Source organism: Bacteroidota bacterium (assembly GCA_013696965.1).
In the GTDB taxonomy this organism is placed as follows: Bacteria; Bacteroidota; Bacteroidia; order JACCXN01; family JACCXN01; genus JACCXN01.
The window spans coordinates 1-15955 of record JACCXN010000093.1 but is presented as its reverse complement, the minus strand read 5'-3'; the positions used below and the strand labels follow the sequence as shown (position 1 = coordinate 15955).

General features: G+C 37.2%; 10 protein-coding genes and 3 tRNA genes. 4 read left to right on the top strand and 9 right to left on the bottom strand.

The window, feature by feature from the left end:
• Window positions 1–42 precede the first annotated feature (42 nt).
• The 5 genes from H0V01_14080 to H0V01_14060 form a co-directional block, all read right to left on the bottom strand.
• Window positions 43–2679 (bottom strand): aminotransferase class III-fold pyridoxal phosphate-dependent enzyme, encoded by a 2637-nt coding sequence (locus tag H0V01_14080; GenBank protein MBA2584503.1) that lies wholly within the window; start codon window positions 2677–2679, stop codon window positions 43–45.
• On the bottom strand, window positions 2676–3848 hold the full coding sequence (locus tag H0V01_14075) for an N-acetyltransferase (GenBank protein ID MBA2584502.1): 1173 nt from the start codon (window positions 3846–3848) through the stop codon (window positions 2676–2678). The genes H0V01_14080 and H0V01_14075 overlap by 4 nt, the downstream gene beginning before the upstream one ends.
• 2 nt (window positions 3849–3850) lie before the next feature.
• Window positions 3851–5350: a radical SAM protein gene (locus H0V01_14070; GenBank protein MBA2584501.1), complete on the bottom strand. Its 1500-nt coding sequence runs from the start codon at window positions 5348–5350 to the stop codon at window positions 3851–3853.
• Window positions 5347–6696 carry a cytochrome P450 gene (locus tag H0V01_14065; GenBank protein MBA2584500.1) on the bottom strand — a complete coding sequence of 450 codons (1350 nt, stop codon included), beginning with the start codon at window positions 6694–6696 and terminating at the stop codon, window positions 5347–5349. Before H0V01_14065 ends, H0V01_14070 begins: the two co-directional genes overlap by 4 nt.
• 81 nt (window positions 6697–6777) lie before the next feature.
• The gene (locus H0V01_14060; GenBank protein MBA2584499.1) at window positions 6778–8112 is read right to left on the bottom strand and encodes a radical SAM protein; all 1335 of its coding nucleotides are present in this window, start codon (window positions 8110–8112) and stop codon (window positions 6778–6780) included.
• A gap of 138 nt (window positions 8113–8250) precedes the next feature.
• Here H0V01_14060 and H0V01_14055 point away from each other — a divergent pair, with 138 nt between their 5' ends.
• Window positions 8251–9336, top strand: a complete 1086-nt coding sequence (locus tag H0V01_14055; GenBank protein MBA2584498.1) for a GNAT family N-acetyltransferase — start codon at window positions 8251–8253, stop codon at window positions 9334–9336.
• A 271-nt stretch (window positions 9337–9607) separates the two neighbouring features.
• Here H0V01_14055 and H0V01_14050 read toward each other — a convergent pair whose 3' ends face one another.
• From H0V01_14050 to H0V01_14040, 3 genes are read right to left on the bottom strand one after another with little or no spacing between them, the layout of a single operon-like run.
• The gene (locus H0V01_14050) at window positions 9608–10927 is read right to left on the bottom strand and encodes an ABC transporter permease (protein ID MBA2584497.1); all 1320 of its coding nucleotides are present in this window, start codon (window positions 10925–10927) and stop codon (window positions 9608–9610) included.
• Window positions 10928–10929: 2 nt separating this feature from the next.
• Window positions 10930–12423 carry an ABC transporter permease gene (locus tag H0V01_14045; protein MBA2584496.1) on the bottom strand — a complete coding sequence of 498 codons (1494 nt, stop codon included), beginning with the start codon at window positions 12421–12423 and terminating at the stop codon, window positions 10930–10932.
• Window positions 12424–12429: 6 nt separating this feature from the next.
• A complete protein-coding gene (locus H0V01_14040; protein MBA2584495.1) occupies window positions 12430–14190 on the bottom strand; it encodes an ABC transporter substrate-binding protein in 1761 nt (586 codons plus the stop codon).
• A 344-nt stretch (window positions 14191–14534) separates the two neighbouring features.
• Here H0V01_14040 and H0V01_14035 point away from each other — a divergent pair.
• The 3 genes from H0V01_14035 (at window position 14535) to H0V01_14025 (ending at window position 14932) form a co-directional block, all read left to right on the top strand.
• A tRNA-Ser gene (locus tag H0V01_14035) sits at window positions 14535–14621 on the top strand.
• 65 nt (window positions 14622–14686) lie between these two features.
• Window positions 14687–14761: transfer RNA gene (locus H0V01_14030), tRNA-Pro, on the top strand.
• Between the two features lie 97 nt (window positions 14762–14858).
• Window positions 14859–14932 (top strand) — tRNA-Arg (locus H0V01_14025).
• Between the two features lie 118 nt (window positions 14933–15050).
• Here H0V01_14025 and H0V01_14020 read toward each other — a convergent pair.
• A partial coding sequence (locus tag H0V01_14020; GenBank protein MBA2584494.1) for a RimK family alpha-L-glutamate ligase occupies window positions 15051–15955 on the bottom strand: 905 nt, incomplete at its 5' end.

The following is a 15955-nucleotide window of genomic DNA, read 5'->3' as shown; positions in this document are numbered from 1 at the left end:
TTAAAAATTCAATTTTCGATGCGAGAATTAATTCATCTATTTTTAAAGGCTTCTTTCTGTTTTTTTTCTTCCTAAAGAAAATCCTTGTTGCTCAATAATCCGGGTAATTTCCATAACAGATTTAGTTGTTAAATCACCGGTAAAACGCTTTCCCTTTATTTGGGCAAACCCAAGCCCAAATGTTTCTGCCATACAGGCAAAACATTCGCCTGGCCCAAAAGGCAAGATAACAGACTCCAAGGCTTGTTCCTGGCTACCTGTTCCTGGTAATGCAGCAATACCGCCTTTAATATAAGTTATGTCACTCCGGCTTACAAGATCATCAGATGCATTAGGTGGTACCGATATATCCAGCACAATGGCGCCTTTCTTGACATGTTTTAAATATAAAACTGCTCCTGGCTGGTTTGTTCCCAGTACAATCACATCAGCATGAATAGCAGTTTCTATATCATGGGTAAAGCTTAAAAAAGGAGCAGCTGCTTTTTGTAATTCATTAAAACTTGAATCTGAAGAGCTTATATTCTGAAACCCTATGAATTGGGAAGGAAAGTTATTTCCTTTGGAACTGTTTTCAATAAAAGCCCGTATGTTTTCCTGTATTGCTTGTGAATTTGCTGGATCTTGCCGGTAAACCAGCGTCATTTTCGCACTATCCTTTATCAGGGTTTCTGCAATTACCGAAGCAATGTTTCCAGATGCTCCGATTATACAAATGTTCGGATTTTTTACTTTCTTTTCCTGGATGGCCAAGCGTATCGCCTGAATGGCAAGGCTTGCTGTGTAAGCATTCCCCGTGGTGAGTGTGGCTGAGGATGAATTTACATACATTCCATTGCCTGTTATGATGCTGGTGTATTGGCCTAAGCCTATGCTTCTTGCACCCTTTTCATTGGCCCAATCTATGGCATCCTGTATTTTTTTTATCCATTCAAGCCTCTTGCCTGAACGAAGGGCTTTAAAAAACGATGTGCTGGTAAGTGGAATGCCTAAGAATACAACATTCATTTTCTCCCCAATAGCATTTTCCAAGCTATCCGTATGATAAATGGTGAAAGACTGCTCCTCGCGAACTTCATCAAGAACCTCTTCAAGATTTTCATCCCCATATCCTTCAACCAAATCAACTATATGAGAAAGATGCCCAAGATCAATAGGATGGCAAATAAAAACAGCCGCATCTGAAGGAAAATAATTTGTTTGTACCTGAGCAGGCAATGGTTTAAGTATTGGTTGGCTTGACAGGGGAATCAAGTGGCCGAATAAATACTGTAAGTTGCCTTTTTTTACGGCCTCAAAAAAATTAGCCAGTCCTTTTGTCAAATGCAGAAAATCAGCATTGTTGAACTGAACTGAGGGCTGAATACGGAAAGCCATTGGAGCAGTGAGCGTTGGATACATCCTTATTTGTTCCCTGTTTAAAAGGATGGATGAAATCCAGTAACCTAATTTATGCAGGTCCTTAAAAAATTTAGTGATAAAAGAATTGTTTAAAGCTTCTTCCCTTAGCTCAATGGCTGCCATCAAACCTTCGCCACGGACTTCTTTGACAAATTCAGGGTACGCTGAAGCAAAATTCTGCAGCTGTTCAACTAAAGGAAAATAATCCTTATTGCTTTTTTCAATACAATCCAGAAATTCATTGGCAGCATAGCATCCAAGAAAATCTTCGCTAAAGCTGGAACTGTGATAGGAGTATATGTTTTCATCGAAAGTAGCAGCTTGGTAACAAAGTGCAGAAATTTTAGCCAGCCCTGCCCCGAGTGCCTTGCCAAAGCAATAAATATCGGCAGTAAGTATTTTTCCAGGGAGTGCAGAAAATGGGCCGGTGCGGTATAATCCGCATTGTATTTCATCGGATATTACTGGTATACTCCACTTTTTCTGAATGCGGGACAGTGCGCTTAAAAAATGTTCCGGTACTTTTACCACACCACCTTCCCCCTGTATCGGTTCAATGATCACAGCACATACCGGACAACATTGCTTTTGTTGCATCCGCTGGGTTTTTGAATTGAAATAGGTATATGTTTTTACATAAACTGCTATGATATCTTCTAAAATTTCTTCCGTAGCCAATATCTCCACGCCATTTATAGCCATTGGGAATTCAGCTTTATATTGCGGATTGCCCATAACAGAAAGGGCTCCTAAAGTTTTTCCGTGAAAGCTACCTTTCAGATGTATTATTACAGGTCCATCCTTTAAAAAGGCATAGGAAGCTTGTATTTCTTTTTTGATTCCTTTATCTCCGTTATACAAATAATTTATGGTGCGGGTTTGTTCCTGATGCCATTCTAACTTTCGTTTTTCCCATTTTTTAAGGCATATTTTCAAAGCAAGTTCAATAATCTCCGTACCCGTATTTGCCAGTTCACAGCGCCAGTTCTTTTTGCCGGCATGATCTTCAATCCGGCTTATTAGTTTTTCAAAAAGCTTTTCTTTTTCGGGGCTTTTGCTACCTTGAATGAAGTTAGGAGGGAAAGTGGAGATGTTTTCTGCGATTTTTTTCACAACAGGATTATTGTGCCCCAGCAAATTTATCCCATAAGAACCGGTTACATCCAATACACAAACTTCTATATTTTCATCATTCTTGTAAAATAGGTGGTTAGCGGTGCCGCTTGTGTAATTCACATTAAGCCCGAACAATTCCAGCATTTTATCTTTCTTAGTCATAAAACTTTATTTTTAGCGGCAAATACTTTCATTTCAGGCAGTGTATATTCAGGGAAAATCACAGGCTTTAACAGGGTTATTATTTTGTGAACCAATGGTTTTTTGGCTTTAAAATAAAAAACCAAATCAAAAGTCTGCCCTCCAAGGCGCATTTTTGGATAGTAGGAGGTTTGTCCCAAATCTATTTTCTTATACCCTTCCTTAATGGCAAAAATCACCAAAGCACTAAGTAAATTGTTGTAACTTTCATAATCATCTTTTTCATCTTCTTTCCCAGTCCAAAGAAAAACGAGCTGTTCCCTTAACTTTATGAAAATAAACATTCCGATAATTTTTCCACGAAAAACCATAGATAATGCTTTTAATTGCTCCTTATACTGAGAGAAAAAATTACTGAAAAATGCCAGATTTAATGTTTCAAGACGGGTTTCTGCCCTGTTTAAAACAAGGGTATATAGTGCGTAAAAATGTCGGGCGTCAATATCTTCAGCATTCAGAATGGTAAAAACAGGAGCATTTTCATTTTTAGCAGATGTGAAATAATTTTCAACAAAAGTGGGATGTTTATTTTCGATTTTTTTCCAGCCACTAAGGATTTGCCTCCTGTAATTTGCCCGCAGTGAATCCATGTATTCTCTGTGAGTATTAAAGGGAAGAAAAAGGGTGGTTCCCGGTAAGCTCGGTGCCTTAATATATCCACTATTAAGAAGAGATAAAGAAACTGACGGTTCAGAAAACTCTTTAAAAATACTGACCGGGATTTTTTCTTCTGCACACCATTTATCCATAAATTTTATGGTTTCATTCAATATGGGTCCTTTGTCATTTTCATCTTTCCACCTGATATTGTTTTGTCCGGCAGATAGGGGTGTTCCGCAAAAGCATATCCTGCATTTGAAAATTCCAGACAAGGATTTTTTTAAGATTTTTACAAAAACATTATCTCCCGCAAAAAGACTTAAATCTATAGTAAATGCACTGCATACCGCAGATCCTAGGAGTTGTTCGTTTTTATAAAAAGTCAGGAAACGCATATCCGCATTTTCAACAGCTGCTTCCTGGATAGCCTTGAGAAACCTGTAATGGTGAAAAATATCATCCTCGCATAGGATGCTGTTCCATGTGTTTTCAGGTATTTCGCTGATATGGCGGAAGACTTTTAAATGCATATTTAGACAGCTTGCGTTTCTTTAACCTGGCTGAAGGATGGATGGCGGAATTTTGAGCCATAGCTTAGCCCTATTACAGGTTCTCCTTTATACTGAGCAATGGCAATTTCTTTAGGCGTATGATCCAGGTGAGCTGTTGCAAATTGTCTGCCTATTTTAAGTGCTCCTGCAATGATCCTCCAATATTGTATGCTCCAAATGGATGGAAGAGTGCGGAAAGTATTGTGGTTAGCTCTCCTAAGATTAAGAATTGTTTTTGCATAAAGTTTAAGTAGCTCACGGTAATAATCTTTTAAAGGCATTTTTGTTGGGCAGAGTTGGTGTGAAAGGTCAAACAGGCCATGTGCATCTTCGGGGACCGTGAGGTTTTCTTTCAGGCTGGCATAATCTTCAGCGCCGGGCAAAGGTGTAGCTGGTGAAATATTCACATAGTAAAGTTTTGTTTCTTCGATAAAATCCCAAAGGCGTGCCCAGTCCGCTTTTTCATAATGTGCAGCGGGTATAAGAGAACCGTAGGTATCAATTTTGTGCCTGCGAAGCACTTCGATAGCCTTTTTATTGTAATCCACCGGACATTGCTTGTTCATGCTGTTTAATTCTTCGTCTGTAGCGGCTTCCAGCCCTATGAAAACGGCTTTCAGCCCAAGCTCTGCCCATTCCTTAATAATCTCCTCGTTTTCTGCAATAAAATCGGCCCTTGCATAGCAGAGATAGTTTTTGTGGATACCTTCGGCTTTTAATAAATCGGCCAGTTTCCGCAAGCGGCTTATGTTGATTAAGAAAATATCATCCACAATGTATACCTCCTTTGCTTCAATTGTTTTTAATTCTTCAACGATGGATTCGGGAGACCGGCTGTAAGGTGTTCCGCCAGTTATTTTCCAGGTAAAGCAAAAATTGCATCTATACCAGCAGCCCCATGTGGTTTTCATGGTTGCCACAGGGGAATGCATCAAATAATAGTACTTGTGTTTCAGGTGTTTTACCAGGGAACGGTCGGGTAGCGGCAGGGTATCTGCTTTTGGCATGTAAGCCCGTTGAGGTGAAAATTCCAATTGGTTTTCAGCAATAGGTATGGCCACACCCGGGAGCCCGATAATAGGCTCATTGTTTTGGATTTTTTGAATAATTTCGGGCAAAAGAAAGGTGCCATCGCCAATCCCAATTACATCCACAGCAACATCGGCAAAATCTTCAGGAATTAATGTGGCATGGATTCCGCCAACAATGGTTATAATATTAGGATTAAACCGCTTCACTTCCCTGAATAACTTTATGACTTCATTGGTGCCTGTTTTATAGCAGCTACTCACTACCACATCAGGCGAAAACTTTTCAAGTCTCTTTTTAAAGCCTTTTTCAACCAAGTTGTCAAAAATCATGACTTCATGCCCCTTTAGGTTTGCTCCGATATATTCCAGTTCCAAGGGCTCACATATCATAATGTGCTTTAGTCCGATGGTATGTTGAGGGACAGGTGGCCTTACCAGTAAAATTTTCATGTCATTTGGGTTTTAGTTTTTGAATCCGGCCTTCGCTCTGTTACATTAATAAGCAGAGGCTGGTTAGGCTTAAGTGTAGCCATTGATAAAGGAAGCACAGGTTCTGTAACATTCATTTCAAAGTCAAACTTTTGCAGAAACTGAGCCACTGCCAGTATCATCATAGGCTGAGCCAGGTAACGGCCAATACAGGAATGTTTTCCGGCACCAAAAGGGATATAGGTATAATCCTCAGGTTCTGTTTTAAATCTTTCAGGGATAAATTCATTTGGGGATTGCCAGTATTTCGGGTTTCGATGCAGTGCATAAGTGCTGATAAAAAATGTATCTCCCGGTTTTGCGTACATCTCTCCAATCCGGACTTCTCCAATGGCATCACGTACTATTCCATGACTTGGCGGATACAGCCTCAATGCTTCTTTTAAAACCATTGCTGTGTACTCGAGTTGAAAAGCATGTTCCGGTTTAATCTGGTTGCAGCCTACCACTTCATCAATTTCCTGGAAGATTTTTTTCTTGACCCCAGGGTGTTTATGAAGCAGGTAAAATGCCCAGCCCATCCCAACTGCAGCAGTTTCTGTTCCAGCTCCAAGGTGTATAATTAGCTCATTTCGGATAATTTCCTTGTCTATGTTGCTGTTTTCTTTTAAAAAGCTGGATTCACTCAATAGTAGCCCAATTAAGGAATTTAATGGAGGGCGATCAAGATTTTTGGCGATAATATCATCTGTTATTTTACCAAAAAACTTCACCGATTTTTTATACCGCTGGTTTCTGCCATTAAGCCAGGCAGTATATGGCCTCCAGGGAAAAGCAGATCGCCATGAAATAGTTTCTTCCCCATCAGCGATATAATGTGCAATGGTATCACACAAGCCATCATGCTCTTTCCCAAATAAAACTTTCAGCAAAATAGCCACATTTAACTCAGAAAAAGCATGAGTGATATTCAGGGGCTTTGAATGTGTTTCCCATTCTGCAAAGTGGGATTCATTTGAACGTATCACCTCATGGAGGTGAATTTCAGCCTGAGCCTTGGTATAGGCTTTCATCTGGAGCTTTTTCATCCAAACAAATTCCTCTCCTTCATAAGTTCCCAGGGCATCTCCCACTACGGCACGAAGCTGAGCCCAATAAATCTTGCTCTTAATAAAATTTGCATCATTCTTTATTAGGATATCATGTAAGGCTTGTGGCCCGGCTACCGCATAGATAGAATGAAAGGGAAGTTTAAGTTTGAATAGATCGCCATATTCGGCCATGTTTTCCTCAACCGAAACAGAAATGTTATGGACAAACTTCAGGGACTCAATAAATGAAGGATTTTTAGTAATATACGACTTCATGTGCTGGTGTTTTGGCTCATTTTATAAAGTAACCGCCTTCTAAGAGCGAAATTAAAATCCTGGTATTTGGAATTACTTCCATTATACAATTCCGGGTGTTATGCCTCGATTAATGTGGTTTCTGTAAACCACATTAGTTCCAAGTACAAATAGGCGCAAAAATGGCCCAAGCCCAGCTGGGTTTGCCTTTAGCCGTTTATAAATATTTTTCCTGGAGTAAAGCTTCTCATATAGCTTCCAATAGCCCTGCTGCAGTGTTTCTGCTGACATGCCCTTGGGGTGAAATACAGCAGAACCCCCTACATACTTTTGAATGTCATAATCGAAAATCCTGCCTTCATCCTCAAGTTGGCGATACATTGGCGTTCCGGGCACAGGGGTTAAAATGTACATCCTTGGCAAAGCAATATTGTTACGCATTAAAAAATCAAAGGTTTTTTCAAAAACAGTTTCATCATCCCCGTCAAGGCCAAGTATCATTTCTGTGGAAATTTCAATTCCCTGTGCCCTTATGTTGGCAAAAGCTTTATCATATTGTTTGGGCTCATTCCATTCCTTGTCAATATGAACTAGGCTGGCTTCATTTATAGTTTCGATACCGAAAGACAAAATACGGCAGCCCGATTTATAAGCAAGCTTCAGCATTTCATCATCTTTTGCAATTTGCAAGCTGCATTGGCTAATCCAGATGATTTTTTCAGGGATAAGTGCCGTCCATAATTCCTTGCAATAATTAAAGTCCACACCTATGTTGTCGTCAATAAATGCAATGTACTTGCTTCCTGAGGCTTTGGCTGCCCTAACATCACGTATAACCTGTTCTACAGGGCGTTTCCTGTAACTTCTCTTAAAAAACTGTGAAATGGAACAAAATGTACATGGAAAAGGGCAGCCGCGGGTAGCTTGTACCGGCCGCCAAAAGCCATAGTATTTAGCATCAAAGGCTTGATAATCGGGTACCGGAAAACAATTAACATCAGGTACTTTTTCCATATCATAAGTATCCTTAACCTCTCCCCTTAGGTAATCTTGCAAAAAACGCGGCCAGGTCTCTTCCGCTTCCCCATTAATAATTACATTGCAATGTGGGCGTGTCCAGCTATCCTCAAATAAAGAAATAGCAATACCTCCCATTACCACAGTAGCGCCTTTTGCCTTAAAATAATCACCGATTTGATAGCCGCGCACAACGCCAGCCCCTCCCATTCCTGTAAGCCCCACAATATCCCATTGCTCGTCCCATGGAATGGGCTGGGATGTTTCACAAACTGTGTGTACCTCAAACTGGTCTTTAGGTGTGTGGGCCGAAAGCTGAGCCATGGTTAGCCCTGGTAGATATGTCTTTTTCTGCACTATCGGCTTTCCTTCTTTATCCAGTCCGGTAGGGCTAATTAGTAAAATTCTCAGCTTCTTCATAAATTAATCTTTCAGTAACAAATAAACGAAATTTTAAAGCATTAAATTGATATTGATACTTTTAATTTGAACCTTTATCCCCTAAAATTTAACTTTCGTAAAGACAGATAAATTTACGGTATACCAAAAAATATAGTAATGAAAATATCACAGGTAATCACAAAAAGGCAATTCTCGGATTTTATACACTTGGGCGATATTATCCACAGAGATCATCCCCAATACATCGCCCCGATAAAGATGCTTTTGCGCCAGACCTTTAACAGGAAGAAAAATCCATTCTGGGAAAAGGCTGATTATGTACTTTTTGTTGCATATTCCGGAAATCAGCCGGTTGGAAGGATAGCCGCTATTTGTTTTAAAACCAAGCAGGAAGGCCATTTTGGTTTTTTTGACTGTATTAATGATTTTAATGCTGCCCTCTCTTTGATAAACGCTGTAAAAAGACATTTTAAAGAAAAGAATATTTATTCATTCACGGGGCCTTTAAATCCAAGCATTAATTACGAGTTAGGGGTTCTTGATTCAGGTTTTGAGCAACAGGCATTTTTTATGATGAATTATAACCCCCCTTATTATGGAAAGCTTTTGCAACAATTGGGAGCAAAGGAGGAGATGTCCTTTTCAGCTTTTGAGCAGCCATGTGGAATCAGGGATGAGAAAATTACACGAGTTTGCAGGCTTTTAAAAAAAAGGTATCCAATAAAGATAGATGAGATAGATTATTCAAATTATGACAATGAAGCTAAAAAACTTTGCAGGATATATAATGATGCATTTATAAACCACTGGGGCTATGATCCTTTTACTGAAAAAGAATTTGTTTACATGGCAAGGTCATTAAAATCAATACTCAACAGAAGGCTGCTTTTCACCCTTTCGTTCAATGGCGAACCGGTAGCTTTTATACTTGCTGTGCCTAATTTGAACGAAGCCATACAACATTTGCCGTATGGTAAGTTCACCCTAACAGGCCTTTGGAAGTTTTTTAAAACAAAGCAAAAGATTAAATGGGTAAAAGTTATGGTTATAGCTGTTAAGCAAAAGTATCAGCACCTAGGGCTTGGCAGTATACTTTATGCTGAAATGGCCAGTAGGGTTGAACAGGAAGGATATTTGGGAGGAGAAATCAGTTGGGTAGCAACGGAAAATTTGCGTATGAACAAAATAGTTATGGAAATGGGTGCAAAAAAAACAAAAGAATACAAAATATACCGGTTTTAAGTTTTCAAAAACAACACGGATCATTGGCGGAATAAGTATTTTTTTGATTTTGAATTAGATTCTGGTTTTTAGTATTTGGCAAAAGAAAATGTAAAATTAGCTATAGCACAAAGTGAATTTATTGCATCATTCTGAATATAAGGTATAAAAAAAAGTAAATGTAATGCATTCTTGAAAATTAAGATATTCATGCAAAATTCAACCCCTCTACTTGCGCCATACTTATTAATATTAACAAAAACAGGGGTAAAAAATTTACAGTAAAAAAATTTTATCTTTTCTGCCTCGGATCAAGAGCATCTGTAAGGCCTTCTCCTACGAGATTGTAAATTGTAACAGTGATAAATATGGCAAGGCCAGGGAAAATTGCAAGCCACCAAGCAGATGTTGATTGTCTTGCTGAAGAAAGCAACGAACCCCAAGTCATAGTTTCTGCAGGAAGTCCAATTCCAAGAAAAGACAATGTAGATTCAATAAGAATTGCGGTTGCTATTCCAAATGCAATGGCAATTAATACAGGAGAAAGCGCATTTGGAATGGCATGTTTGAAAATTGTTCGCATTTCACCGAAACCCAATGCTTGAGCAGCTTCAATATATTCAAGCCTTCTTACCCTTAAAAGTTCGGCACGAATAAACCGGGCAATACCAGTCCATGAAGTAAATCCGATTATTGCCATAACAATAAATATTGAGGGTTTGGCAATTGCTATAATTGAAATGATAAGAAAAAGTGTTGGAATGGAAACCATTACCTCAATAAGGCGAGAAATAATAATATCAACAGCAACATTTATTTTAACGGCAAAAAAGGGAATGGCTTTTAAGAAATGACTTAGAATATTTGCAACCCCCATAAAAGCTATCAGTATAATCAAACTTATACCAAATTCAAATAAAAAATTCGCAAAGGAATTATTTATAGCATCTGCTAAAATATAAGAACGTGAACCAAAGGCATAAAAAATAGCAACAAGGAAAAAAAGGGGATTTAAAACTATTCTTGCTCTGGATATTTTCAATTTATCATCTCCAAAATAACCTGCAAGTGAGCCTAACAAAATACCTATTATTGAAGCAATGCTCATTGAAATTAAACCAACCAGCAAAGCAATCCTGGTTCCATGTATCATACCGGCCATAACATCCCGTCCTAGTTCATCTGTTCCTAACCAATGCCTCCAATGTATGGATTTAACTCTTTGATCATCAAAAGGACCAATTGATTGTGCATTTGCAAAATCAATGTTTTTGGGCAAATAAGGAATCGGTGGAAAAACAACCCAGTCATATTGAAGACTATTCCATTCTATGTTTTGCATTTCCACTGGCCAATTGGCAAATCCGCTTTCCACTACATAGGATTTAAAAACAGGGAAATAAACCTGTCCATTGTATTTGGCAATAAGCGGTTTTTCATTGGCAATAAAATCAGCCAATGCTGCAATGCTTGCAAGCAAAAGAATAAGCCACAATGAAAAAACAGCTAATTTGTTTTTTTTGAATTGCTTGAAAACACCTGGCCAAAATCCTTTTTTTGCAACTTTGGTAAGAGGCAACGGAGCAGATAAAATATCAGTTTCTTGTTGCATAATTAATTGGCTTTTTTTGTGAAGGAAATCCGGGGATCCACAACTGCATACAAAATATCTGCAACTAAATTTCCAACAAGGGTAAGAATTGCTGTAAAAAGCATTACAGTAAAAACAATTGGATAATTTCGGGCAATAAGCGCATCAAGACTTATCTTTCCCATGCCTGGTATTGAAAAAATATATTCAATTACGAAAGATCCTGAAATTGCAGCAGGGAAAATGCTTGCAAACAAAGTGATAATAGGAATTAAGGAATTGCGAAAAGCGTGTTTCCAAATTACTGTATTTTCATTTAATCCCTTTGCCCTTGCAGTTCTAATATAATCCTGGCCTAGCACATTAAGCATTCCTCCTCGCATTTGACGGGATATAAAAGCAAAGGAGGCGTAGGTAAGACAAATAAGCGGAAGAATGAAATGGTAAGCAGTTTCAAAAAACCTGTCCATGAAAGGGGCAGAAGAGGGTAAAGATCCAAGTCCAAATGCCGGGAACCAGTCAAAATAATCACCTCCGGCAAAGAAAATAATAAGCATTGTTGCTATCCAAAAATTTGGTAATGAATAAAGAACAAACAAAACAGTAGTAATTGATTTTTCAGTTTTTGACCCCTTTGAAACTGCAGATTTAACTCCTAAGGGGATAGCAACCAAATAGGCAATAAAAACAGAAAGCATGCTGAGCATAAAAGTCCATTGCATAGCATCCCATAAAACGGATGAAACAGGCCGTTTATCCTGGTATGAAATTCCAAAGTCGCCCCTTAAAAAGCCTTTACTGTTGAATTGTATATCCCTATCATTTGCCCAGGGAAGGGACGAAAGCCAGGGCTTGTCACCAAATATCCACCTGTGGTATTGATTGTTGAATCCGTACCAATGAATTGCAGGTATGTATTTGTTCATTTTGGATTGATTGTGAATTACATTATGCCATGCATTTTCTGTGGCGTTAAAATTGGCTTTTGCCTTAGCAAAGGAGTGATTTGATTCAAACAAAAAAGCCAAACCAGAAAAAACATTTTTTATTTTTGTTTCATCAAATATTGAATAAAGGGAATTTACATAATCTTTTGCTTTCCTTAAATCAGCCGAATTCTCATTGTCTTTATCAATTGCTAATAAAGCATATTCAAACTTTTTTATATTGTTGTAATAATCTCCAACATGTTTCCAGACTCCGAAATTAAATGAAATTCTTTCCATTGTTTCCTGATGCAGAGAATTTGATAACCTATATAAAGTATCCGTACGAGTGGAATTTGTAACACTAAAATAAAAAACAGGCAAATCAAGTCCCAGTTGATGTCTAAGGTCATTGTATGCCTTTTCAGTAGACATCTTTTCTGCTGCTTGTCCATCTCCCCCGGCACTTTTATTAAGCATGGTATCAACAGGGTCACCCGGGGCATTTGTACTTATTACAAAAGTAAGAAGTGATATTATGATTAAAGTAGGTATAAAAATAAATACCCGCTTTAAGATATATTTTAGCATTGTATATTATTTTGTAACTGAAAATCCTGATTCCCAATATCCAGGTCTCATAACTGATGTTTGAGCGTTATGAAAACGTTTATTAATGGCAATTTTTTCATTTCTGGCATATAAGAAAATATAGGAAACCTGATCATGTAGTATTTTTTGGAATTCCTTATTTAACAATGCCCTTTTATCTTCATCCAATTCAATACGTATAGCATCAATTAAAGCATCGGACTCATCATTTCCAAAACCAGTATAATTGGATCCACCATGATAGGATTCGGTATGGTAAATTTGTTTATGATCGGCAGGAACGGGAGTTGAAACCCAAGCTCCAAAATACATATCGAATTTATGACTTTTAAGATTATCAAGATAAATAGACCATTCCTGTGCAATTACATTTACTTTTATCCCTGCTTTCCTTGCTTCTTCCTGGAACATAAGTGCAACACCTTTTCTTTCATCATTACCCGAATTATAGGTGAAAGTTATTTCAAGCTCCACTAATTCACCATCAATTACTTTATCAACAGTTCCATTTCCATTTGAATCTTTCCAACCTGCTTCTGATAACAGTTTTTTTGCGGTTTCAACACTGTATTGGTAATGAGCTAAATCCTTGTTGTATGCCTTTTTATCTGAGGGATGGATAGGACCAATGATTCTTTGCGCCAGGCCATATTGAATGATTTCAATAATTTTAGGAACATCGAAAAGATGAGCCAGTGCCTGGCGGACTTTTTTATCTGATAATTTTTTGTTTTCAAGCTTGGTATTAATTCCTATGTAATTGTACTCTAAAAACCCTGGAGTATGAGAAACATAATTAGCAGTAAATTTTTCCGATTTTGGTAATTCAACGAAATCCTTTGCCTTTATTGTTCGTGCCAAATCTATATTTCCCGCTTTAAGGGCAACAATTCCAGTAGTTTGATCATTGATTGTCTGGTAAATAATTTTGGGGGAATTAACCTCAAAATACTTGTTATTTTCTGCTAATTTATTTCCCCACCAGTTTTCCTTTTTCTTCAAAACAATTCTTTGTCCTGTTAGCCACTCCTCCAGGGTATAAGCACCGCTTCCAATAACAAATTCTTTTTCTCTCTGGTATTTTTCTGAGTTAAAATCATTTGCAAACTCTACTATTTTAGGATCATCCGAAATTTTTTCAGCATTTTCAGAAAGTTCACGAATGGAAAATCCCTTCATTAAACCTTTAGGGTCAAAAATATTTTCAGGTAAAATAGAAAAATCACCACTGGCCGCTTCTGCAAGAATATAAACATCTTTACAAATAAAAGTCAGTTTAAGGGGATCTTGCTCATAAAACTGTACATCCTGAATAAATTCATAATAAGGCCTTAAGCGTTGGTTGTTTACTTTTGGATTTTTCATCACCTTTAAGGAAAACTCAATATCCTTTGCAGTAATAGGTGTTCCATTATCCCATTTAGCATCAGGACGAATAGTGTATGTAATTAACATTCCACCTTCGGGAGTTTTTATAATTTCTGGTCGTTCTGTGGCAAGTATGGGAACAAGTTCTAAGGTATTAAAGTCAATGGAAAGTAATTTCTGAAAAATATTTGTCATAATATATCCAGCGCCAGCATCCGAATAATTAAAAGGATTAAGCATATCTGCATCAGAGAGTTCCCAAACAGTAACTTCGGGATTCACATATTCCGTTTTTTGGTCGGAGGAGTTGCAGGATAAAATTAAAACACTGGCAAAAACTGCAAATAAAACCGTATTTAAATTTCTTTTAAGGATCATAATAAAACTAATTTTTTTTACTTAATTAAATAAGGTTTGTGTTATTTGGGTAAGTGTTGTATAACGTACAGGATGCAAATATAATATTCAAAATTAATTTAAGTTGTAAAATTAGAAAAAAGTGTTTTGAAATATCTTGTCTCATAAGGGTTTTATGGTCAAAATGAATGGACTAAAAAAAATTCCACTAAGAAATATAGTTAAAAGAAATAAACCTGAAAAAGCAGTATATTTTTAATCCCTACGAAACGTTATATATAAGATATACTGAGTTTTAAATAATAAGTTAATAATTTTGCTTGTAAATAGAATCTATTTCTATACATTTGCAATCCGAAAAAAAAGGAGAGATGGGTGAGTGGCTGAAACCAGTAGTTTGCTAAACTGCCGAACGGGTAACTGTTCCGGGGGTTCGAATCCCCCTCTCTCCGCAAAATTTGGAATTGATAAAAAAATTCCTAAATTTGCAGCCCTTTTAGAAATAGTTCTAAAAATTCGGGGTGTAGCGTAGCCCGGTTATCGCGCCTGGTTTGGGACCAGGAGGTCGCAAGTTCGAATCTTGCCACCCCGACTTAATGATTAGTTTAAAGTTCAACGTTGAACCTTTAGAGTTTGAGAAACAACTTGAAGCAAAAACCAGAAAACTTTAAACTTTTTAATTTTACAAAGGTTCCGTAGCTCAGCTGGATAGAGCAACTGCCTTCTAAGCAGTAGGTCATTGGTTCGAATCCAATCGGGATCACTTAATAAATGCTTATGCCCTGTAAATCAATGAGTTTTGCAGGGCATTTTTACATTTACTAACTACCTAACTAACTAAAGTTATTTTAAGATTAAAATTGTAGTTAAAACAAATGATTTTAATAATTAAAGGTTATTTCTGTTTTTCTCTGTGGGGGATGAATAGAGTTTTTATTATTAACTGTTTTTTCTTCTGTCATAACTGCTGCATTTATATTATCTGATTTTTTATAATTTTCAATAATATAATCAATTATTTTCCCTGCAATGTCAATTCCTGTAACCGTTTCAATGCCTTTTAAACTTGCGTTGCCGTTTACTTCTATACAATAGGGTTTTCCCTCAATATCTCTCATTAAATCAACTCCTGACACTTTTAAACCTACTGCTTTACTTGCATCAATAGCCATTTTAATTTCTTCATCAGTAAGTTTTATTTTTTCCCCTTGCTTACTTAATGAATAATTTGAACGAAAATCATCATCTAAAGCAAATCTTTTATAGGCTGCAACAACTTCATCACCAACTACATAAGCCCTAATGTCAAAAGTTGGTTTTTCCGTATCTATTTTTTCTTGGAGTATAACATTAACTCCAATTTTGCTAAAACTCTGTAATGAAGTACTTGCAGCAAGTTCATCATTTAAAATCATAACTCCAGCTCCTTGACTTCCTGCCTGTAATTTGGCTATACATGGCAAACCTCCAACTTTATCCAATAAAAATTTAAAATCCTGCGGTTGATTTGCAAATATTGTTTTAGGAACTCTTACTTTGTTTTGGCTTAGTCTTTGGCTTGTTTTCATTTTGTTACTGGCAGTTAATAAACCATCTCCAGAAGCACAAGAAAAAATCCCTAAATTTTTATTAAAATGCTCGATAACTGCTGCTCCATATTCTAAACCTGTTCCGATCCTTGGAATAATAGCATTAATACTTGTTTTTTTTATTTTGGTGTCCTTGTTATAAATTGCATCATATCCATTAGCCACGTTGGATAGATATAAATAAACATCAGTAGGAT

Coding starts and splice junctions, on each gene's coding strand:
- H0V01_14080 (MBA2584503.1), bottom strand. CDS start 2,679: ATGACTAAGAAAGATAAAATGCTGGAATTGTTCGGGCTTAATGTGAAT.
- H0V01_14075 (MBA2584502.1), bottom strand. CDS start 3,848: ATGCATTTAAAAGTCTTCCGCCATATCAGCGAAATACCTGAAAACACA.
- H0V01_14070 (MBA2584501.1), bottom strand. CDS start 5,350: ATGAAAATTTTACTGGTAAGGCCACCTGTCCCTCAACATACCATCGGA.
- H0V01_14065 (MBA2584500.1), bottom strand. CDS start 6,696: ATGAAGTCGTATATTACTAAAAATCCTTCATTTATTGAGTCCCTGAAG.
- H0V01_14060 (MBA2584499.1), bottom strand. CDS start 8,112: ATGAAGAAGCTGAGAATTTTACTAATTAGCCCTACCGGACTGGATAAA.
- H0V01_14055 (MBA2584498.1), top strand. CDS start 8,251: ATGAAAATATCACAGGTAATCACAAAAAGGCAATTCTCGGATTTTATA.
- H0V01_14050 (MBA2584497.1), bottom strand. CDS start 10,927: ATGCAACAAGAAACTGATATTTTATCTGCTCCGTTGCCTCTTACCAAA.
- H0V01_14045 (MBA2584496.1), bottom strand. CDS start 12,423: ATGCTAAAATATATCTTAAAGCGGGTATTTATTTTTATACCTACTTTA.
- H0V01_14040 (MBA2584495.1), bottom strand. CDS start 14,190: ATGATCCTTAAAAGAAATTTAAATACGGTTTTATTTGCAGTTTTTGCC.